Origin of the sequence: Streptomyces sp. NPDC052721, from assembly GCF_040678315.1 — a bacterium.
Taxonomy (GTDB): domain Bacteria; phylum Actinomycetota; class Actinomycetes; order Streptomycetales; family Streptomycetaceae; genus Streptomyces.
In genome coordinates, this window is the sequence record NZ_JBFATL010000008.1 from 111,073 (window position 1) to 130,510 (window position 19,438).

Consider the following 19,438-nt stretch of genomic DNA (forward strand, 5'->3'; position numbering starts at 1 on the left):
CCCCAAACCGGTCACTCATCCGGCGTCGGGATCAGACCGCCCGGTACGCCTCCGCCAGTTTCTCCACCGCCTTTCCGTACCTGCCGGTCAGCAGCAGGTGGTCGGCGTCGGCGAACGGCTTCGCCACGGCCTCCGTGAGGTGGCCGTCCGCCTTCTGCTGGACGAGCAGCCGGGCCGTGGTGACCAGCGTGCGCCCGGTGCGGTCGTCGCCGTGCCGCTCGGCCTTCGCCGCCCGGACGGCGAGGTCGCGCAGGGTGGCCGTACCGCCCTTCGGGACGTCGGTGCGGGTGGTCAGGCCCCAGCCGTACGGGAACTGCGGGTCGTACGCCGTGTCGCCCACATTGATCGGCAGCTGCGCCTGCGACTTGGGCCAGGTGACCGGGAGCTGTCCGGTGAAGGGGCGCGCGCCGTAGAGGACGTCGGCGACGCCCTCGCCCTCGGTGCCGGGCAGCCAGGAGGCGACCAGGGCGTCGATCTCGTCCAGCCGGTCGCCGATGAGCTGCGGGCGGCCGGAGACGATCAGCACCGCGCACTTCATGGCCGCGCACACCTTGTCCACGGCTGCCTGGTCGGCGGCGGACAGCTTCAGGTCGTGGCCGTTGCCGACGTCACCGACGCCCTCGGCGTACGGGGTCTCGCCGACCACGACCACCCCGGCGTCGTAACCGCCGGTGGGAGCGGAGGCGTCCTTCGAGTAGGTGACGTTCCCGCCGGCCTCGCGCAGGCCCTGGAGGATGGTCGTGCCGGGGACCGTGTTCCCGGAGGCGCCCTGCCAGGTGAGCGTCCAGCCGCCGGTCTGGTTGCCGATGTCGTCGGCGTTGGACCCGGCGACGTACACCTTCTCGCTCTTCTTCAGCGGCAGCAGCCCGCCCGCGTTCTTCAGCAGCACCTGCGACTCGGCGGCGGCCCGGCGGGCGACCTCGCGGTGGGCCGGGGAGCCGATGGCGGCGGCCCCGCTGGTGTCGGCGTACGGGTGCTCGAAGAGGCCCAGCTGGAACTTCTCGGTGAGGATGCGGGAGACGGCGTCGTCGATCCGCTCCTCGCTGACCCGGCCCGCCTTCACCTCGTCGGCGAGCGCGGTGCTGAACTCCTTGTAGGTGTACGGCACCATCATCATGTCCACGCCCGCGTTGACCGAGGTGCGGACGTGGGACGCGTAGTCGCCGGGCAGCTGGTCGATGGCGTTCCAGTCGCTGATGACGAAGCCGTCGAAGCCCATGCGGCCCTTGAGCACGCCGTTGATCATGTCGCCGCGGGCGTGCATCTTCACCGCGCCCTTGCCGTCGCCGGCGATGTCGAGGGAGGAGTACGACGGCATGACCGTGCCGACGCCCCGCTCGACGGCCGTGCGGAACGGCGCCAGGTGGATGTCCTCCAGCTGCTCGCGGGTGACCTTGGTGACGCCCTGGTCGATGGTGTACTTCCCGGTGGTCGAGGAGCCGTACGCGGTGCCCCCGTCGCCGACGAAGTGCTTGGCCGTGGCGAGCACCTTGTCGTCACGCTTCAGGTCCTTGCCGTTCGCGCGGCCCTGGAGGCCCTGGATCACGGTCTCCATGGACTCCACGAGGGCCGGGTCCTCACCGAAGGACTCGTAGGAGCGGCCCCAGCGTTCGTCGCGGCTCACGCACAGGCAGGGCGCGAAGTCCCAGGGGACACCGGTCGCGCGGACCTCGGCGGCGGTCACCGCGCCTGTTTCGTGGGCGAGTCGGGGATCGCGGGTGGCGCCGATGCCGACGTTGTGCGGCATGACCGTGGCGCCCGAGAGGTTGTTGTGGCCGTGGACCGCGTCGACTCCGTAGATCAGCGGGATCTGGAAGCGCGTCGCCTGGGTCCGTAGCTGGAAGGCGTCGATCATCTTCGCCCAAGCCTCGGGCGTGTTGGGCGTGGGCGTCGAGCCGCCGCCGGAGAGCAGGGAGCCGAGGGCGTAGGCGGCGATGTCGTTCGGCTGGGTCATCGCGCCGCGCTCGGCCTGCGTCATCTGGCCGGCCTTCTCCGCCAGGGACATCCGGCTCAGCAGGTCCGCGACCCGCTTCTTCACCGGCGACTTGGCGTTCAGGTACGGCAGTCCGTTGGCGTCGATCACGACCTGCGGGGTCTCGGCGGGGGCCTTCGCGCCGGTGACCGTGAGTTTCAGGGGAATGGTCTCGGCGGGTTCGGCCGCCCGGTCCCGGCGGGTGGGTACGGCGATGGTCCGCGCGGTGCCGGAGGCGGTGCCGGCCGGGAAGGTGAGGGTGCCGGAGACGGGGGTGTAGTCCTGGCCGGCGGTCGCGGTGCCGTCCGCGGTGGCGTAGGTGACGGTCACCGGGTCGGTGAGGGGCTGCTCGCCGGTGGTGGCCACGGTGACCTTCACCTTCGCCGTGCCGCCCTCCTGGACCGGGTGCACGGGCGCGTCGGTGGTGACGGAGGCGTGCAGCGCCTGGTCGGCCCTGCCGTACAGCTCCACGTCGTCCAGCGCGAAGTCGCCCTTGGTGCCGGCCGGGAGGGTGAGGGCGTAGCCCCACATCTCCTTGAGGCCGAGGACGTGGTCGATGCCTCCGACGGGCTGGTAGTCGGTGCGGTAGGCGAAGTCGGTGAAGGGGAGCTGGATCTGCTTCCAGCCGGTGAAGTCGTCGGTGAAGGAGGTGGTCCACAGTTCGGACGCCTCGCCGTTAGCCCCGCCGTCCTTGATCTCGAAGGCGATCTTCTTGCCGTTGTTCCGCCCCTCCCACCAGAAGCGGATGCCCTGACGGTCGGACCAGTCGTGGGCGGGCGCGGTGGCGGCGAAGTCGTGGGTGAAGCCGCCGTAGCCGCTGATGTCGTAGCTGCCGGCGAGGACTTTGCCGCCCTCGGGGGCGTCGGCGCGGTCGGCGAGGCGGAGCGTGGGCGGGTCGTCGGAGTCGCCGCCCCAGGTGAAGATGCCCTCGGCGGGCTGGGAGGCGAAGGGCACCTCGCCCTCGAAGCGGTCGACGGGGACGGGGGCGGGCTCGTCGGCGGCTCGTGCGGTCGCCGCCCAGGGCAGCAGACCGGCGAGGAGTGCGGCGGAGGCGAGCAGGGCGGTTCTTCGCATGGACCTTCCCTCGGCTCTCGTGGTTCACTCAGGGCTTAGCTCACGCCGTGAGTTAACTAGGAGCACACACCCTCGTCAAGACGATCCGTCAGCTCTGCCATCCGAGAGGAAGGGCGACGCACCATGAGGAGATCCCCCCGCACAGTCCGGCTGCTGCTCGCCGGGCTGCTCTCCGCAGCCGGTCTCAGTGTGGCCGTACCCCCCGCGCACGCGGCCGGTGAGCAGGTGACCGCCTGGCTCACCACCACCGACGACTCCGCCGGCCGGCACGTCGTGCGCGGCCTCCAGCCGCAGACGCCGTTCGCGTTCCAGGCCGGGACCGGCGGGAGCGGCGAGAACATCACCGTGGACGAGAACACCCGCTACCAGACGTTCACCGGCGGCGGCGCGTCCTTCACGGACACCGCCGCCTGGCTGATGAACAGCAGCGGGGCGCTGTCCCAGTCGACCCGGGACGCGACCATGCGCAAGCTGTTCTCGCCGACGGACGGCATCGGCCTGTCGTTCCTGCGCAACCCGATGGGCGCCTCGGACCTCGCCCGCTACGGCTACACCTACGACGACGTGCCGGCCGGCCAGACCGACCCGTCCCTGGCGAAGTTCTCCCTCGCGCACGACCTGGCCGACGTCGTCCCGCTGACCCGGCAGGCGCTCCAGCTCAACCCGTCCCTGACGGTGATGGCCTCGCCGTGGACGGCGCCGGCCTGGATGAAGGACAGCGGCTCGCTGAACGGCGGCTGGCTGAAGGCCGAGGACTACGGGGCGTACGCCTCCTACTTCGTGAAGTACCTCCAGGCGTACAAGGACCAGGGGATCGACGTCTCCTACGTCACCGCGCAGAACGAGCCGACCTGCTGTTCCGGCTATCCGTCGATGAGCTGGAACGCGAGCGGGCTGGCGTACTTCACCAAGAACGAGCTGCTGCCGAGGCTCCAGTCGGCGGGCCTGACCACCAAGGTGCTGGCGCACGACTGGAACTGGGACGTCTACGACTCCTACGCGGCCCAGACCGTGGACGACCCGGCCGTCCGCAGCCACCCCAACTTCGGCGGCATCGCCTGGCACGGCTACGGCGGTGACGTCACCAAGCAGACCACCGTGCACCACCAGTACCCCGCGCTGGACGCCTTCGGCACCGAGCACTCCGGCGGCACCTGGATCGCCAACCAGCAGCGCGAGGACATGTCCGACATCATCGGCTACACCCGCAACTGGGCGAAGTCGGTGACCAAGTGGTCGCTGGCCGTGGACCAGAACATGGGCCCGCACAACGGCGGCTGCGGCACCTGCACCGGCCTGATCACCGTGCACAACGGCGACGGCGCGAGCGGGACCGTGGACTACACCGTCGAGTACTACGACATGGGCCACCTCACCAAGTTCGTCCGCCCCGGCGCCCAGCGCATTGCCTCCACCGCCTCCAGCGCCGTGCCGAACGTGGCCTGGCGCAACCCGGACGGCAGCAAGGCGCTGATCGCGTACAACGACTCCTCCTCGGCCCGGACCGTCACCGTCAACTGGGGCTCCCAGCACGCCACTTACTCGATGCCCGGCAAGACCTCGGCCACCTTCACCTGGTCCGGCACCCAGTCCGGCGGTGGCGCCAGGACCGGAGCCTTCGTGGGCCTCGCCGGCAAGTGCCTGGACGTGGCCGGCGGTTCGAGCGCCAACGGTACGGCGGTGCAGCTCTACGACTGCAACGGCAGCGCGGCCCAGCAGTGGACCGTCCAGGCCGACGGGTCGATCCAGGCGCTCGGCAAGTGCCTGGACGTGACCTCCGGTTCGACGGCGGACGGGGCCAAGGTGCAGTTGTACGACTGCAACGGAACCGGTGCCCAACGGTGGTCGTACAACGCGTCCACGGGTGATGTGGTGAACACGGCGGCGAACAAGTGCCTCGACGTCACCGACAACTCGTCGGCGAACGGGGCCCGCGCCCAGATCTGGTCGTGCACCGGCGCCGCCAACCAGAAGTGGACGCTGCGATGAGGCGGTGAGGCGGTGAGGCGGACCATGCGACGTACGGGGGCCGTGGCGGCGGGGATCGTCGGCGGAACGCTGCTGCTCAGCGGCTGTGGCGCCGTCGACCTGCCGCTCGCGGGGGTGCGGGCCGCGCCGGACGGGACGCCGTACGCGGTGTTCCGGCCATGCGGTGACGACGGCTATCGCGGCCCGCACCTGGACGGGCGCGCCCGGGGCACGGGGAAGAGGCCCGTCAGCACCGGTTGGGACGCGAAGAAGGAGGGCCTGCGCGGCGACGCGGACTTCCCCCTCTTCGACCCGCCCGCCGCCTGGCACGCCCGCCATCGCGGCACCCAGCACCTGCTGCCCCGGCACAGGTACGTCCTCCGGTTCGGGCACTACCTCGGCGGCGACTCCTACAACGGGGTAGTGGAGTTCACCGGCGAGCGGATCGCCCGGCTGAAGCCCGGCCAGGTCTGGGCGGACGACCGGGCGATGAGCCTCGCCGCGTTCGAGCGGCTCGCCGCCGACTCGTGCTGAGCGGCGGCCGCCCGGTGGCTGGGGGACGATGAAGGTGGCCGGCCACCCACCCACCGAGGGAGCGGGATCATGCGCGAGTTCCTGGTCGAGATCACCACCTCGGTGCCCGACGGCACCCCCGAGGAAGAGGTCGCGGAGCGCCGGGCCGCCGAGGCCGTCCGGGCCCGGGAACTGGCCGCCACGGGGCATCTGCTGCGGCTGTGGCGGCCGGTCGGGGAGCTGCGCAGCATCGGCGTCTGGCGGGCCGACGACGAGGCGCAGCTGCACGAGCGGGTGCTCGGCACGCTGCCGCTGCGACCATGGATGCAGCTCACCGTCACCCCGTTGGAATCCCATCCGAACGACCCCGGCCGCAGCTGACGGCCGGTGACCTGGAGCCCCCATGACGACACCGCAGGACCTGTTCCTCGTCAGCCTGGACGTCCCCGGCGAGCGCCCCGTCGAGCAGGGCGATCTGTCGCTGGCGCTTGCCGGGGCCGAGCTGATCGACCTGCTCGGCGCCCGGGCGCTCACCCTGGACGGCGAGCGCATCGTGCCCGGGCCGGTGCTGACCACGGGTGACCGGCTGCTGGACGAGGCGGGGGCCGCGCTGGTCCGGCAGGAGCCGTACGAGACGGTCGAGAACTGGCTGTGGCGGCGCGGGGAGGGGCTGGCCGTGGCCTACCGGGACGTCCTGGAAGCCGACGGGCAGCTCACCGGGAAGCGCCGGCACTGGTGGCCGGGCCGGGGCGGGCCCGACACCCCGGCCGACACCGCCGTCCGGCGGCACGCGACCGACCGCTGGGACTCCCGCGACCCGGTGCTGACCGGCCTCGCGGGCACCCTGGGCATCGAGCCCGACCGGACGGCCTCCTCCGAACTCGACGACGAGGCGGTGATCACCGTCCTGGCGGCGGTCGGCGACGCGGTCACCGAGCTGGAGGCGGTGCGCGAGCGGCGCCGCATCGAGAACATCGCCTTCGACAACATCTGGCGGGCGCCCTGAGCCGTACGGGACCGGCCGGCGCGCCTCACAGGATCAGCTGGCCGATGCCCAGCAGGTTGCCCTCGCTGTCCCGGAACCACGCGCCCCGCTCCGCCCGCGCGCCCTTGCTCGGATAGTTGCCCTCGATCTCGGCGATGCCGTCCCGGGTGCGGAAGCCGGGCACGTCGACCTCCTCGAACTCGACACCCCGGCGGCGCAGCTCGGTGACGGCCGCTTCGATGTCGTCCACCTCGAAGGCCATCTGGGTGAAGGTGCCGGGCGAGGCTCCCGTCGAGCGGAACACGACGAAGTCCACGCCCGAGCAGCGGTACAGCAGCCCGCCGGGCCGTTCGTCCACCGGGTACAGGCCGAGCTTCTCGGCGTAGAAGCGGCGGGCCCGGTCCAGGTCCCGGGCGGGCAGCCGGGTCGCGACGCGGGCCCGGGACAGCACGTCATCGGTTTCTGCGGTCATGCCTCCACTGTGGCTACTGAGCGGGCTCCACGCCCGCGCGGAGGAGGCCGTACGTGTACGCGTCCTCCAGGGCCTGCCAGGAGGCGGCGATGACGTTCTCGGCCACGCCGACCGTGGCCCACTCGCCGGAGCCGTCCGAGGTGGAGATCAGCACGCGGGTGGTGGACTGGGTGCCGTGCTTGCCCTCCAGGATCCGGACCTTGTAGTCGACCAGGTCCAGCTTGGCGAGCTGCGGGTAGATCTTCTCCAGGGCCACGCGCAGGGCGCGGTCCAGGGCGTTGACCGGGCCGTTGCCCTCGGCGGTGGCGACGATCCGTTCGCTCTTGGCCCACAGCTTGACCGTGGCCTCGTTGGCGTGGGTGCCGTCGGGCCGGTCCTCCACGATGGCCCGCCAGGACTCGACGTCGAAGTACTTCAGCGGCCTGCCCTCGGCCTCGGCGCGCAGCAGCAGCTCGAACGAGGCGTCCGCCGCCTCGTACGTGTAGCCCTCGAGCTCCCGCTCCTTCACCCGCTCGACCACCCGGCCGACCAGCTCCCGGTCGCCGCTCAGGTCGATGCCCAGCTCCTTGCCCTTCAGCTCGACCGAGGCGCGGCCCGCCATGTCGGAGACGAGCATGCGCATGGTGTTGCCGACCAGCTCGGGGTCGATGTGCTGGTACAGGTCCGGGTCGACCTTGATGGCGGAGGCGTGCAGGCCGGCCTTGTGCGCGAAGGCCGACACGCCCACGTACGGCTGGTGGGTCGACGGCGTCAGGTTGACGACCTCGGCGATGGCGTGGGAGATGCGGGTCATCTCGCGCAGCCTGCCCTCGGGCAGCACCTTCTTGCCGTACTTCAGTTCCAGCGCGGCGACCACCGGGAACAGGTTGGCGTTGCCGACGCGCTCACCGTAGCCGTTGGCCGTGCACTGCACGTGGGTGGCGCCCGCGTCGACGGCCGCCAGGGTGTTGGCGACCGCGCAGCCGGTGTCGTCCTGGGCGTGGATGCCGAGCCGGGCGCCGGTGTCGGCGAGGACGGTGGAGACGACCGCGTGGACCTGGGCGGGGAGCATGCCGCCGTTGGTGTCGCAGAGGATGACGACGTCGGCGCCGGCCTCCGCGGCGGTGCGGACGACCGCCTTGGCGTACTCGGGGTTGGCGCGGTAGCCGTCGAAGAAGTGCTCGCAGTCCACGAAGACCCGGCGGCCCTGCTCACGCAGGTACGACACGGTGTCGCGGACCATCTCCAGGTTTTCGTCCAGGGTGGTGCGCAGCGCCAGCTCCACGTGCCGGTCGTGCGACTTGGCGACCAGGGTGATCACCGGGGCGCCGGAGCTGAGCAGGGCCTTGACCTGCGGGTCCTCGGCGGCTTTCGCACCGGCGCGGCGGGTGGCGCCGAAGGCGACCAGCTGGGCGTGCTGGAAGTCGATCTCCGCTTGCGCGCGGGCGAAGAACTCCGTGTCGCGGGGGTTGGCGCCGGGCCAGCCACCCTCGATGAAGCCCACGCCGAAGTCGTCCAGGTGCCGGGCGATGGCGAGCTTGTCCGCGACGGTGAGGTTGATGCCCTCGCGCTGCGCGCCGTCGCGCAGCGTGGTGTCGAAGACGTGGAACGAGTCGTCGAGCTCGCTGGTTGCCGTCTCGGTCATGTCTCAAGGCTCCTGTGGGAAATCTTCGGTCTTTACCGGAATGACCGGCTCCACCGTTCCTCCATGTTCCCTCGCGCTCCGTCACCGGCTGCGGGTGGGCCGGAAAACGAAAAAACCCCTCGCGGGTGCGAGAGGTCTGCGCGCGGGTCGAGGACGACGGTGGCCACCCGCACCTGGTCGTACGAGGTGGTCACTGCGGACCGGCGCGCCTGCTGCCGATAATCATGGCGAACGAGAGCACGGGGGCAGTCTGGCACAGCCTCGCCCCCGGCTCACCGACCGTCTCAGGATGCGGGCGTCAGAGTGGACTCCTCGCCGGCCTTCACCCGGGCCAGATCCAGGTCCTTGGTCTCCCGCATGGTGACGTACACCACGAGGGACACGGCGGCACAGCCGGCCACGTACCAGTAGAAGCCGGACTCGATGCCGCCCTTCTTGAACCACAGGGCGACGTACTCGGCCGTGCCGCCGAAGAGGGCGTTGGCGATGGCGTACGGCAGGGCGACACCGAGCGCACGGACGCCGGTCGGGAACAGCTCGGCCTTCACGCAGGCGTTGATGGAGGTGTAGCCGGTGACCACGACCAGCGCGAGCAGGGCGAGGCCGAGGGCGGGCCAGTAGCCGTCCGCGTGCCTGAGCAGCGTCATGACCGGGACCGTCAGGAGGGTCGAGCCGACGGCGAAGGTGATCAGCAGGGGGCGGCGGCCGATGCGGTCGGAGAGGGCTCCCGCGAGCGGCTGGAGGCAGGCGAAGACGATCAGCGCGGTGAACGAGACGAGAGTGGCGGTCTCCTTGGACAGCCCCGCCGAGTTGGACAGGTACTTCGTGAGATACGTGGTGTACGTGTAGTACGCCACCGTGCCGCCCATGGTGAGGGCGATCACCAGGAACGCCTCCCGCCTGTGCTGCCACAGCGCGCGCAGGGTGCCGCGCTCCTCGGTGTGCGAGGTGTCCTCCTCGTACACCTCCGTCTCCAGCATGTTCCGGCGCAGATAGAAGACGACGGCCGCGCCGAGCGCGCCCACGACGAACGGGATGCGCCAGCCGTAGCTGTGCAGGGCGTCGTCGGACATGGTGCGCTGGAGGACGATCTGCAGGCCGAGGCCGACGATCTGGCCGGCGGTCATGGACACGTACTGGAAGCTGGACGCGAAGCCGCGCCGCCTCGGGTCCGAGGCCTCGGTCAGATAGGTGGCGCTGGCCGCGTACTCGCCGCCCACCGACAGGCCCTGGAGCAGGCGGGCGACGAGCAGCACGAGGGCGCCGCCGTAGCCGGCGACCCCGTAGGTGGGGGCGACGGCGATGAGGATCGCCGAGGCCGACATGAGCGTGACGGTCAGCGTCAGCGCCGCCTTGCGGCCCTTGCGGTCACCGACCCTGCCCAGCAGCCAGCCGCCGACGGGGCGCATGAAGAAGCCGACGGCGAAGATGCCGGCGGTGTTCATCAGCTGGGCGGTGGGGTTGCCGCTCGGGAAGAACGCGCCGGCGAAGTACGTGGCGAAGCTCGCGTACACGAACCAGTCGAACCACTCGACCATGTTGCCCGCCGAGCCGACCCAGATCTTCTTCCAGTGTTGTCGTCCCATGGGCCGTTACTTGCCCGGTGGTGGACCAAAGGATTCCTTTACCGTCGGGGGCCGCGGGGAGAGGCTCGCGCGCTCGCGGGGTGCCGTGCAGCCGACGTCGGCTGCAGCGCCCCAGGGCGCGGGGAACCGCGTGCCGCAGTTACGACGGCAGAAGCGCATCCTCGACGAACTCGCCGACGTGGGCCAGCACTTGGTCACGACCGGTGCCCCGCAGACCGATGGCGACGTGAATGGAGAACCCGTCCAGCAGCGCCCGCAGCCTGGCCGCGAAGCGGTCCGCGTCCACCGGGCGGAACTCCCCCCGCGAGACGCCTTCGGCGATCAGGGCGACCAGGTCGCGGTGCCACGCCCCCTCGATCGCCGCCTGCCGGGCCCGCGCGTCCTCGTCGGCGTTCTGCGACCGGTTCCAGACCTCCAGCCACAGCGTCCAGTGCGGGTCGCGGTGGCCGTCGGGCACGTACAGGTCGACGTACGCGGACAGACGTTCCCGCGCGGTCCCCGGGCCCGCCAGCAAGCGGCCCCGCTCCGCGCCCAGCCGGCCCTCGCTCCACTCCAGCGTCTGGAGCAGCAGCTCGTCCTTGGAGCGGAAGTAGTACAGCAGGTGGCCGCTGCTCATGCCGACCTCGCGGCCCAGCCCGGCCATGGTGAGCTTCTCCAGACCGCGCTCGGCGATCATGGCCATGGCGGCGGCGAGGACCTCCTCGCGCGGCGGGGCGGGGGTGCGGCGGCGGGGGGACGGGGACGTGGTCATGCCGGGACCTCCCGCACGGCGTCGGGCAGGAAGTGGGTCTCGTACGGGCCGGTGCACGAGGCGAGCAGTGACGCCACCCCGGCCCCGCAGCCGGGGCACGCCCAGTCCGGTCCGTCACCTTCCGGTTCGCTGCAGCACCCGGTCGGCCGGACGTCCGGGTGGGGGGTGAGCAGGCCCGTGGTGTCGGCGGGGTGGACGACGAGCGTGCCGCGCGGCCCCGCGGACACCAGGCACCCCGGCCCGTCGGGGTCGAGCCTGACCGGGCCGCCCGGGTAGGCCGCTCCCATCCACTCCGGGTCCGGATGCGGCACGTACGGCCGCCCGGACGGCTCGGGGTCCACCGCGTAACGGCCGCGCGGCACTGTCGACGGTGCCCGCCGCGCACCGTCCCGCCCGTCGTACCCGGGGCGTTCGGGCAGCTCGGGCAGCAGCCGCAGCGGCGGACTGAGACGGCGGCCACAGGCCGCGCAGACCAGGACGTTCACCCGTATGTTCTACCTGAACGCCGACGTCACCGGACCTTCGGCTGCTGTTGCGTGACGCAGTGGACACCGCCCCCGCCCGCGAAGATCGGACGCGCGTCCACCAGCGTCACCGTCCGCTCCGGGAACAGGCGCCGGAAGATGCCGGCGGCGATCTCGTCGCGCGGGTCGTCGAAGCCGCACAGCACCAGGCCGCCGTTGCACAGGTAGTGGTTGATGTAGGAGTAGTCGGCCCAGTGGCCGTCGGCCTCCAGGGCGGTCGGCGCCGGCACCTCCACGACCTCCAGGCGGCGGCCCCGGGCGTCGGTCGCCGACTTCAGCAGACCGATGACCTCCTTGGTGACCTCGTGGTCGGGGTGCGCCGGGTCCGGCTGGTGGTGGGCGACCACGACACCCGGCCGGGCGAACGCGGCGACGATGTCGACGTGCCCGAGGGTGCCGAAGCCGTGGGGAGGGTAGTCGCCGGTCAGGCCGCGCGGCAGCCATATCGCCTTGCTGGTGCCGAGGTGGGCGTGGATCTCCGCCTCGACCTCCTCCTTGGTCCAGTGCGGGTTCCGCTCGGGGCCGAGCTGCACGGTCTCGGTGAGCAGCACGGTGCCCTCCCCGTCGACGTGGATCGCTCCGCCCTCGTTGACCAGCTTCGAGGCGTACGTCGTCGCGCCCGCGAGGTCGCCGACGTACGCGCCGATCTTGGAGTCGTGCTCCCAGCGGGCCCAGTCCTGGGCGCCCCAGCCGTTGAACGTCCAGTCCACGGCGGCCAGTCGGCCCCGGCCGTCGGTGAGGAAGGTGGGGCCGATGTCCCGCATCCAGGCGTCGTCCAGGTCCCGTTCGACGGTGTCGACGCCGGGGCCGAGCAGCGCCCGGGCCTGCGCCGACTGGCCGGGTCCGCACACGACCGTCACCGGCTCGAAGCGGCGGACGGCGCGGGCCACGGACGCCCAGGCGGTCCGGGCGGCGGCCAGGTCGTCCGGGTCGTCGAAGGTGGGATTGGGGCCGGGCCAGGCCATCCAGGTGCGCTCGTGGGGGGCCCACTCGGCGGGCATGCGGAAGCCGTCGGCGGCGGGGGTGCTCATGGCGCGGGTCCTTAGAGGAAATAGAGGCGGTTGAGGGAGACGGATTCGGCCGGTTCCGAGCGCAGCGGGTCGCCGTCGAGGGTGACCAGGCCGGTGCGCCCGTCGACGTCCACCGATCCGGTACGGGAGTTCAGGCGGAGGTCGGCGGGTCCGATGCCCCGGGTGCCGCGCACGGCGACCCTTCTGCGCCGGGTCGGCATCCGGTCGTTGCCCTGGTCGGCGGCGGCCCGTGCGACGAACGCCACCGAGAGGTCGGCGGCCGTGGCGCCGTACGCCCCGAACTGCGGGCCCAGGACGAGGGGTTCGCAGGTGTCGGTGGCCGCGTTGGGGTCGCCGACCACGCCGTACGCCGGGAAGCCGGCCTTCAGGACGAGCTGCGGCTTGGCCCCGAAGTACTCCGGGCGCCACAGCACGATGTCGGCGAGCTTGCCGGTCTCGATCGACCCGACCTCGTGGGAAAGGCCGTGCGCGATGGCCGGGTTGACGGTCAGCTTGGCGATGTAGCGCAGCACGCGGGCGTTGTCGTCGCCGTCGCCGTCGCCGTCCATGGGACCCAGCTCGGCCTTCATCTTGCCGGCCATGGCGAAGGTACGGCGGACCGTCTCACCGGCGCGGCCCATGCCCTGCGCGTCGGAGGAGGTGATGCCGATCGCGCCCAGGTCGTGCAGCACGTCCTCGGCGCCCATCGTGCCGGCCCGGATGCGGTCGCGGGCCATGGCGGCGTCGCCGGGCAGGTCCGTCTTCAGATCGTGGACGGAGACGATCATGCCGTAGTGCTCGGCAACCGCGTCCCGGCCGAAGGGCAGGGTGGGGTTGGTGGAGGAGCCGATGACGTTCGGGACGCCGGCCATCTTCAGCACGTTGGGCACGTGTCCGCCGCCGCAGCCCTCGATGTGGAAGGCGTGGATCGTGCGGCCCTCCAGTACCCGCAGGGTGTCCTCGACCGACAGGCACTCGTTCAACCCGTCGCTGTGCAGGGCGACCTGGACGTCGTGCTCCTCGGCGACCCGGAGCGCGGTGTCCAGCGCGCGGGTGTGGGCGCCCATGTCCTCGTGGACCTTGAAGCCGCTCGCCCCGCCCTCGGCCAGGGCCTCGACGAGCGGCGCCGCGTGGGAGGACGAACCCCGGCCGAGGAAGCCGATGTTGACCGGCCAGGCGTCGAAGGCGTTGAAGGCGTGCCGCAGCGCCCACGGCGAGTTGACGCCGACGCCCCACACCGGGCCGAACTCCTGCCCGATGATCGTGGTGACGCCGGAGGCGAGGGACGCCTCCATGATGCGCGGCGACAGCAGGTGCACATGGGTGTCGACGGCGCCGGCGGTGGCGATCAGGCCCTCGCCGGAGACGATGGAGGTGCCGGTGCCGACGACGACGTCCACGCCGTCCAGGGTGTCCGGGTTGCCGGCCCGCCCGATGGCGCAGATGCGGCCCTCGCGGATGCCGATGGACACCTTCCTGATCCCCTGCACCGCGTCGATCACGACGACGTTGCTGATCACGACGTCACAGGTGTCCCGGACGGCGGCGGCCTTCAGATGCAGCCCGTCGCGGGCGGTCTTGCCGAACCCGGCCAGGAACTCGTCGCCGTACCGCTGGGAGTCGGACTCGACGCGGACGGTGAGCCCGGAGTCGCCGAGGCGGATGCGGTCGCCGGCGCGGGGGCCGTGGGTGGCGGCGTAGGCGTGCGGGTCGACGTGGACCGACCGGCTCACCTCGCGTCCCTTCGAGCGGCTCATCGCTCCTCGCCTCCTCGCGGTGTCGCTCCCAGGTATCCGCAGGCGGCGGCCCTGCGGAGGGCTTCCTCCTTCGCGCCCGGCGCGTCCAGCGGGCCGTCGACCAGTCCGGCGAAGCCGATAGCGATCCGCTCGCCGCCGATCGGCACGAGCCCGACCTCCTCGCTCTCCCCCGGCGCGAAGCGGACCGAGGATCCGGCGGGTACGGCGAGCCGCATGCCGTAGGCCCGCTCGCGGTCGAAGTCGAGACGCGGGTTGGCCTCGAAGAAGTGGAAGTGGGAGGTGACGGAGACCGGCACGCTCGCGGTGTTGGTGACGCGGAGCCGGACGGCGGGCCCGGGGTCGGCGTGCTCGGGGCCGGGGAGCAGCGCGCCCGGGGCGTGCGCGCCCAGGCCTCCCCCTGCTTCGCGGGGGGACCCCCTGCCGATGGGGTCGGAGACGACCGCGAGCCGGGAGCCGTCGTCGAAGACGGCCTCCACCATCACCTCGGCGACGACGTCGGCGACACCCGGCAGGACGTCCTCGGGGCCGAGCACCGACCGGGCCGCCTCGATGGCCTCGGCGAGCCGTTTGCCGTCGCGGGCGGCCTCGCAGACGGTGTCCGCGATCAGCGCGGTGGCTTCGGGCACGTTCAGCCGCAGGCCGCGCGCCCGGCGGGCCCGGGCCAGCTCGGCGGCCCCGAAGAGCAGCAGCCGGTCACGTTCCGTGGGGGTCAGTCTCACGACCCGGCACCTCCTTGGCTTCCCCAGATTAGAGCATCACTCTAAACTCAGAATCCCGGGAAGAGAAGGACTGACCAGCCCACAGGCTCAAGTGCCCTTTGAGCATCGCTCTAACCCAGCCCAGCGACAGAGCGGCAGACGCAAAAAAGCGCCCCGAAGGGGCGCGGGGAACCGCGTGACCAGCCGTACTGGCCCCACGGACGCCCGACACCCCTTCGGGGCGCTTCAACCGCGTCCTAGCCGATCCGGTGCATCCAGCCGTGCTTGTCCTCGGTCAGGCCCCGCTGGATGCCCAGCAGAGCCTCCCGCAGCCGCAGGGTGACCGGCCCCGGCGTGCCGTCGCCGTGGGACCACTGGTCGGTCTTGGTCTTGACGTGGCCGATCGGCGTGACCACGGCGGCGGTGCCGCACGCGAACACCTCGGTCAGCGCACCGGACGCGGCATCCTCGCGCCACTGCTGGAGGGTGACCACCCCCTCCTCGGCGGTGTAGCCGAGGTCACGGGCGACCTGGAGGAGGGAGTCGCGGGTGATCCCCTCCAGGATGGAACCGGTGAGCGACGGGGTGACGATCCGGTCACCGTAGACGAAGGCGACGTTCATGCTGCCGCTCTCCTCGACCTTGGTGCGGGTGACCGCGTCGAGGTAGACGACCTGGTCGCAGCCGTGCGCGGCGGCCTCGGCCTGCGGCAGCAGGGACGCGGCGTAGTTGCCGCCGGTCTTGGCGTCACCGGTGCCGCCCGGGACGGCGCGGACGTGGTCCTCGGAGACCCAGATGGTGACCGGCTTGACACCGCCGGCGAAGTAGGCGCCGGACGGCGAGGCGATCAGCATGAACAGGTACTCGTTCGCCGGGTGCACGCCGAGCGCGGCCTCCGTGGCGAACATGAACGGCCGCAGGTAGAGGGAGGCCTCGCCGCCGTGCGGCGGGACCCAGTCGGCGTCCTGGGTGAGCAGCGCGTCCAGCGCGGCGATGAACAGCTCCTCGGGCAGCTCGGCCATGGCCATGCGGCGGGCGGAGTTGCGGAAGCGGCGGGCGTTGGCCTCGGGACGGAACAGCGCGATCGAGCCGTCGGGCTGACGGTAGGCCTTCAGACCCTCGAAGATCTCCTGGCCGTAGTGCAGGACGTGCGTGGACGGGTCCAGGGAGATCGGCCCGTACGGAACGAGCTGGCCGTCATGCCAGCCGCGGCCCTCGGTCCACTTGATCGTCACCATGTGGTCGGTGAAGTGGCGGCCGAACCCGGGGTTGGCCAGGATCGCCTCGCGTTCCGCGGCGGCGAGCGGGCTGGCGGAGGGCTTGAGCTCGATCGTGGGCGTCGTCATGAGTGATTGTCCTTCACCGGTTGTAGTGACGGGCCGCGCTCACGCCTGTGCTCCCGGTCGTCGGTGCTAGGACGTCCGAGCATTCCCTCATACCGCGGCTCCGGGTTCGATTATCGCGCGGAGGGCGGTAGCGGACGGAATCGGGGTGAAGCGGCCCAAGGGTTGATGGTGGCACCCGGCGAGGCACAGGAAAAGCCGCCGGGTGCGGTTGCGACCCGGCGGCTCGGTGTAGCGCGGCGGGTCAGCCGGCTACGCGTACGGCGAGCGCGTCGCCGATCTCGGAGGTGGAGCGGGCCGGCTTCCCGGCGCGCTCGGTGAGGTCGGCGGCGACCGCCGCGTCGATCCGGTCGGCCTCGGTGTCGTAGCCGAGGTGGCGCAGCAGCAGGGCCACGGACAGGACGGTGGCGGTGGGGTCGGCCTTGCCCTGGCCGGCGATGTCCGGGGCCGAGCCGTGGACCGGCTCGAACATGGACGGGAACGCGCGGGTGGGGTTGATGTTGCCGGATGCGGCCACGCCGATGCCGCCGGAGACGGCCGCGGCGAGGTCGGTGATGATGTCGCCGAAGAGGTTGTCGGTGACGATGACGTCGAACCGGCCCGGGTCGGTGACCAGATAGATGGTCGCGGCGTCGACGTGGATGTAGTCGGTGGTGACCTCGGGGTACTCCTCGGCCACCTTGTGGAAGATGTTCGTCCACAGGTGCCCGGCGAAGGTCAGCACGTTGTTCTTGTGGACCAGCGTGAGCTTCTTGCGCGGGCGGGCCTGGGCGCGCTCGAAGGCGTCGCGGACGACGCGCTCGACACCGTAGGCGGTGTTGACGGACACCTCGGTGGCGACCTCGTGCGCGGTGCCCTTGCGGATGGTGCCGCCGTTGCCGGTGTACGGGCCCTCGGTGCCCTCGCGGACGACGACGAAGTCGATCTCCGGCTGGCCGGCGAGCGGGGTGGCGACACCGGGGAGCAGCTTCGACGGGCGCAGGTTGACGTGGTGGTCGAAGGCGAAGCGGAGCTTGAGCAGGAAGCCGCGCTCCAGGACGCCGGACGGCACCGACGGGTCGCCGATGGCGCCGAGCAGGATGGCGTCGTGCCGCTTGAGGGAGTCGAGGTCGGCGTCGGTGAGGGTCTCACCGGTGGCGTGGTAGCGCTTGGCGCCGAAGTCGTACTCCTCGGTCTCCAGCTTCACATCCTGCGGCAGGACGGCGGAGAGGACCTTGAGACCCTCGGCCACGACCTCCTGGCCGATGCCGTCACCGGGGATCACTGCGAGATTGATGCTGCGAGACATGCGGGCACCCTACTCCTCGTCCCAGGTGATGACACGTAGTGTCCGCCATGCGGACATCCGGACGGATTGCCGGTGTCCGCCCGTCGGTCGACGTTCACCCGTGTGCGGCAAGGATGTCGGGCCCCGGTGGAACGCTCCGGGACATGGACACTCCCGACGTCGGCATCCCCCGCCCGCTCGCCGAACGGCTGAGCACGGCCGAGCAGTACGCGTACCTGCGCAGCCGTATGGTGCGCCGCCGCACGCTGGTGACGGCGGGCGCGGTGGCGGGCGGCCTGCTGACCGGCTGCGGCACCGCGTACGGCGGAAAGCCGGGCCCGGCCACCTCGCGGGCGCCCGGCGCGGCGGTGGCCCCGTTCGGCCGGCATCTCGCCTTCGGCGCCGACCCCCGCACGCGGATGCGGATCTCCTGGCAGGTGCCGTTCGCGGTGAAGCGGCCGTACGTCCGGGTCGGGCTGCGCCCCGACGACCTCGGGCCCCGGGTCCCGGCCGGGATCCGCCCGCTGCACACGCCCGGGGTGGAGGGCGTGCGGCCCGCGCTGGAGCAGTACTACGTGCACGCGTCCGTGGACGGCCTCACGCCCGGCACGACGTACTACTACGGCGTCGGCCACGACGGCTGGGAGCCCACCGCCCCCGCCCACCGCGCGGCCATCGCCTCCTTCCGCACGGCGCCCGCGCGTCCGGAACGCTTCGTGTTCACGGCCTTCGGCGACCAGGGCGTGGGCCGGGCGGCGCACACCAACGACGATCTGATGCTGCGCCAGAAGCCCGCCTTCCATCTGCACGCCGGTGACATCTGCTACGCGGACGCCAGCGGCACGGGCCGGACGACGGACGGCTACGACCCCGCCTCCTGGGACCTGTTCCTGAAGCAGAACGAGCCGGTCGCGCGGTCCGTGCCGTGGATGGTGACGACCGGCAACCACGACATGGAGGCCTGGTACTCGCCGGACGGCTACGGCGGCCAGCTGGCCCGCTTCTTTCTGCCGGAGACCGGCTTCGACCCGCACGGCACGCCGGGCGCCTACGCGTTCAGCTACGGCAACGCCGGGTTCGTCGCGCTGGACGCCAACGACGTGTCGTACGAGATCCCCGCCAACCTCGGGCACAGCGGCGGCCGGCAGACGGCGTGGCTGGACCGGACGCTGCGCCGGCTGCGCGCGGCCGACGGCATCGACTTCGTGGTCGTCTTCTTCCACCACTGCGCCTACTCCACCTCGCGGCACGCCTCGGACGGGGGCGTCCGGCGGGAGTGGCTGCCGCTGTTCGCGAAGCACCGGGTGGACCTGGTGATCAACGGCCACAACCATGTGTACGAGCGCACGGACGCGATCAAAGGCGGCACGGCCGGCCGGGCGGTGCCCGTCGGCGGCTCCACCGACCCCGCCCGGGACGGCACCGTGTACGTCACGGCGGGCGGCGGCGGCCGTGACCTGTACGGCTTCCCGTCGGGCGTGAAGGACAGCTACGAGGGACACGTCACCCGGCACCGGGCGGTGGAGACCTTCGCCTGGACGAAGGGCAGGGACCGGGCGCCGGAGACGGTGGAGTGGTCGCGGGTGCGCTACACCGGCTTCTCGCTGCTCTCGGTGGAGGTGCGGGCGGGCGCTGCGCCACGGCTCGCGGTGTCGGCGCTGGCCCAGGACGGGCGGCGGATCGACCACTTCGAGGTGCGGCACGGCGGGTGAGCACCGCGCCGCACCCCGGGGGAGTGCGGCTCCCGGCCGGTGGTCCGGCTCAGTGGCCGGTCTCGCCGCCGTTGTCCCGGCGGTCCAGGGCGCGCTGGAGGGCGGCGGCGGCGTTCTTGCGGTCGGACTCGCTCGTGCGGGACACGTGGCGGACTCGGCGGCGGACGGTCGTCTCGGCCATG

The 19,438-nt window shown here is 71.9% G+C and carries 17 protein-coding genes; 5 read left to right on the plus strand and 12 right to left on the minus strand.

Going from position 1 to position 19,438, the window contains the following annotated elements; translation table 11 throughout:
* Positions 1–31: 31 nt before the first annotated feature.
* A complete protein-coding gene (locus AB0L21_RS10930; RefSeq protein ID WP_365783429.1) occupies positions 32–3,046 on the minus strand; it encodes a glycoside hydrolase family 3 N-terminal domain-containing protein in 3,015 nt (1,004 codons plus the stop codon).
* 123 nt (positions 3,047–3,169) lie between these two features.
* Between AB0L21_RS10930 and AB0L21_RS10935 the strand changes: the two genes are divergently transcribed.
* The 4 genes from AB0L21_RS10935 to AB0L21_RS10950 all read left to right on the plus strand — a co-directional run bounded on the left by AB0L21_RS10935 (position 3,170) and on the right by AB0L21_RS10950 (position 6,533).
* Complete coding sequence (locus tag AB0L21_RS10935; protein ID WP_365783431.1) at positions 3,170–5,035, plus strand: ricin-type beta-trefoil lectin domain protein; 1,866 nt, start codon at positions 3,170–3,172, stop codon at positions 5,033–5,035.
* A 24-nt stretch (positions 5,036–5,059) separates the two neighbouring features.
* Positions 5,060–5,548: a hypothetical protein gene (locus tag AB0L21_RS10940; RefSeq protein ID WP_365703071.1), complete on the plus strand. Its 489-nt coding sequence runs from the start codon at positions 5,060–5,062 to the stop codon at positions 5,546–5,548.
* 69 nt (positions 5,549–5,617) lie between these two features.
* On the plus strand, positions 5,618–5,908 hold the full coding sequence (locus AB0L21_RS10945; RefSeq protein ID WP_030649255.1) for a muconolactone Delta-isomerase family protein: 291 nt from the start codon (positions 5,618–5,620) through the stop codon (positions 5,906–5,908).
* A 22-nt stretch (positions 5,909–5,930) separates the two neighbouring features.
* Positions 5,931–6,533, plus strand: a complete 603-nt coding sequence (locus AB0L21_RS10950) for a GPP34 family phosphoprotein (protein WP_365703073.1) — start codon at positions 5,931–5,933, stop codon at positions 6,531–6,533.
* Between the two features lie 25 nt (positions 6,534–6,558).
* Here AB0L21_RS10950 and AB0L21_RS10955 read toward each other — a convergent pair whose 3' ends face one another.
* The 10 genes from AB0L21_RS10955 to AB0L21_RS11000 all read right to left on the minus strand — a co-directional run bounded on the left by AB0L21_RS10955 (position 6,559) and on the right by AB0L21_RS11000 (position 17,565).
* Positions 6,559–6,984, minus strand: a complete 426-nt coding sequence (locus AB0L21_RS10955; RefSeq protein WP_365703075.1) for a VOC family protein — start codon at positions 6,982–6,984, stop codon at positions 6,559–6,561.
* A gap of 13 nt (positions 6,985–6,997) precedes the next feature.
* Positions 6,998–8,608, minus strand: a complete 1,611-nt coding sequence (cimA, locus tag AB0L21_RS10960; protein WP_365703077.1) for a citramalate synthase — start codon at positions 8,606–8,608, stop codon at positions 6,998–7,000.
* Between the two features lie 284 nt (positions 8,609–8,892).
* Positions 8,893–10,194, minus strand: a complete 1,302-nt coding sequence (locus AB0L21_RS10965) for an MFS transporter (RefSeq protein WP_365703079.1) — start codon at positions 10,192–10,194, stop codon at positions 8,893–8,895.
* Positions 10,195–10,333: 139 nt separating this feature from the next.
* Complete coding sequence (locus AB0L21_RS10970; RefSeq protein WP_365783433.1) at positions 10,334–10,945, minus strand: TetR/AcrR family transcriptional regulator; 612 nt, start codon at positions 10,943–10,945, stop codon at positions 10,334–10,336.
* Positions 10,942–11,430, minus strand: coding sequence for a hypothetical protein (locus AB0L21_RS10975; RefSeq protein WP_365783435.1), 489 nt, complete (start codon positions 11,428–11,430; stop codon positions 10,942–10,944). Before AB0L21_RS10975 ends, AB0L21_RS10970 begins: the two co-directional genes overlap by 4 nt.
* A gap of 26 nt (positions 11,431–11,456) precedes the next feature.
* Positions 11,457–12,500 carry an agmatine deiminase family protein gene (locus AB0L21_RS10980; RefSeq protein WP_365783437.1) on the minus strand — a complete coding sequence of 348 codons (1,044 nt, stop codon included), beginning with the start codon at positions 12,498–12,500 and terminating at the stop codon, positions 11,457–11,459.
* An 11-nt stretch (positions 12,501–12,511) separates the two neighbouring features.
* Entirely contained in the window at positions 12,512–14,236 is a 1,725-nt protein-coding gene (locus tag AB0L21_RS10985) for an urease subunit alpha (protein ID WP_365783440.1), read from the minus strand.
* Positions 14,233–14,955 carry an urease subunit gamma gene (ureA, locus tag AB0L21_RS10990; RefSeq protein WP_365783442.1) on the minus strand — a complete coding sequence of 241 codons (723 nt, stop codon included), beginning with the start codon at positions 14,953–14,955 and terminating at the stop codon, positions 14,233–14,235. Before ureA ends, AB0L21_RS10985 begins: the two co-directional genes overlap by 4 nt.
* 236 nt (positions 14,956–15,191) lie before the next feature.
* Complete coding sequence (locus AB0L21_RS10995; protein ID WP_365783444.1) at positions 15,192–16,280, minus strand: branched-chain amino acid aminotransferase; 1,089 nt, start codon at positions 16,278–16,280, stop codon at positions 15,192–15,194.
* Between the two features lie 241 nt (positions 16,281–16,521).
* Positions 16,522–17,565 (minus strand): 3-isopropylmalate dehydrogenase, encoded by a 1,044-nt coding sequence (locus AB0L21_RS11000; protein ID WP_365783446.1) that lies wholly within the window; start codon positions 17,563–17,565, stop codon positions 16,522–16,524.
* A 143-nt stretch (positions 17,566–17,708) separates the two neighbouring features.
* Here AB0L21_RS11000 and AB0L21_RS11005 point away from each other — a divergent pair, with 143 nt between their 5' ends.
* Complete coding sequence (locus tag AB0L21_RS11005) at positions 17,709–19,256, plus strand: metallophosphoesterase family protein (RefSeq protein WP_365703095.1); 1,548 nt, start codon at positions 17,709–17,711, stop codon at positions 19,254–19,256.
* A 49-nt stretch (positions 19,257–19,305) separates the two neighbouring features.
* On the opposite strand, the gene AB0L21_RS11010 is transcribed toward AB0L21_RS11005, so the two are convergent.
* A complete protein-coding gene (locus tag AB0L21_RS11010; RefSeq protein ID WP_015493350.1) occupies positions 19,306–19,437 on the minus strand; it encodes a hypothetical protein in 132 nt (43 codons plus the stop codon).
* Position 19,438: the final 1 nt, after the last annotated feature.

Bases quoted from the DNA above. Each gene is read 5' to 3' on its own strand.
- AB0L21_RS10930 (WP_365783429.1), bottom strand. From the start codon at position 3,046: ATGCGAAGAACCGCCCTGCTCGCCTCCGCCGCACTCCTCGCCGGTCTG.
- AB0L21_RS10935 (WP_365783431.1), top strand. From the start codon at position 3,170: ATGAGGAGATCCCCCCGCACAGTCCGGCTGCTGCTCGCCGGGCTGCTC.
- AB0L21_RS10940 (WP_365703071.1), top strand. From the start codon at position 5,060: ATGCGACGTACGGGGGCCGTGGCGGCGGGGATCGTCGGCGGAACGCTG.
- AB0L21_RS10945 (WP_030649255.1), top strand. From the start codon at position 5,618: ATGCGCGAGTTCCTGGTCGAGATCACCACCTCGGTGCCCGACGGCACC.
- AB0L21_RS10950 (WP_365703073.1), top strand. From the start codon at position 5,931: ATGACGACACCGCAGGACCTGTTCCTCGTCAGCCTGGACGTCCCCGGC.
- AB0L21_RS10955 (WP_365703075.1), bottom strand. From the start codon at position 6,984: ATGACCGCAGAAACCGATGACGTGCTGTCCCGGGCCCGCGTCGCGACC.
- cimA (WP_365703077.1), bottom strand. From the start codon at position 8,608: ATGACCGAGACGGCAACCAGCGAGCTCGACGACTCGTTCCACGTCTTC.
- AB0L21_RS10965 (WP_365703079.1), bottom strand. From the start codon at position 10,194: ATGGGACGACAACACTGGAAGAAGATCTGGGTCGGCTCGGCGGGCAAC.
- AB0L21_RS10970 (WP_365783433.1), bottom strand. From the start codon at position 10,945: ATGACCACGTCCCCGTCCCCCCGCCGCCGCACCCCCGCCCCGCCGCGC.
- AB0L21_RS10980 (WP_365783437.1), bottom strand. From the start codon at position 12,500: ATGAGCACCCCCGCCGCCGACGGCTTCCGCATGCCCGCCGAGTGGGCC.
- AB0L21_RS10985 (WP_365783440.1), bottom strand. From the start codon at position 14,236: ATGAGCCGCTCGAAGGGACGCGAGGTGAGCCGGTCGGTCCACGTCGAC.
- AB0L21_RS10995 (WP_365783444.1), bottom strand. From the start codon at position 16,280: ATGACGACGCCCACGATCGAGCTCAAGCCCTCCGCCAGCCCGCTCGCC.
- AB0L21_RS11000 (WP_365783446.1), bottom strand. From the start codon at position 17,565: ATGTCTCGCAGCATCAATCTCGCAGTGATCCCCGGTGACGGCATCGGC.
- AB0L21_RS11005 (WP_365703095.1), top strand. From the start codon at position 17,709: ATGGACACTCCCGACGTCGGCATCCCCCGCCCGCTCGCCGAACGGCTG.
- AB0L21_RS11010 (WP_015493350.1), bottom strand. From the start codon at position 19,437: ATGGCCGAGACGACCGTCCGCCGCCGAGTCCGCCACGTGTCCCGCACG.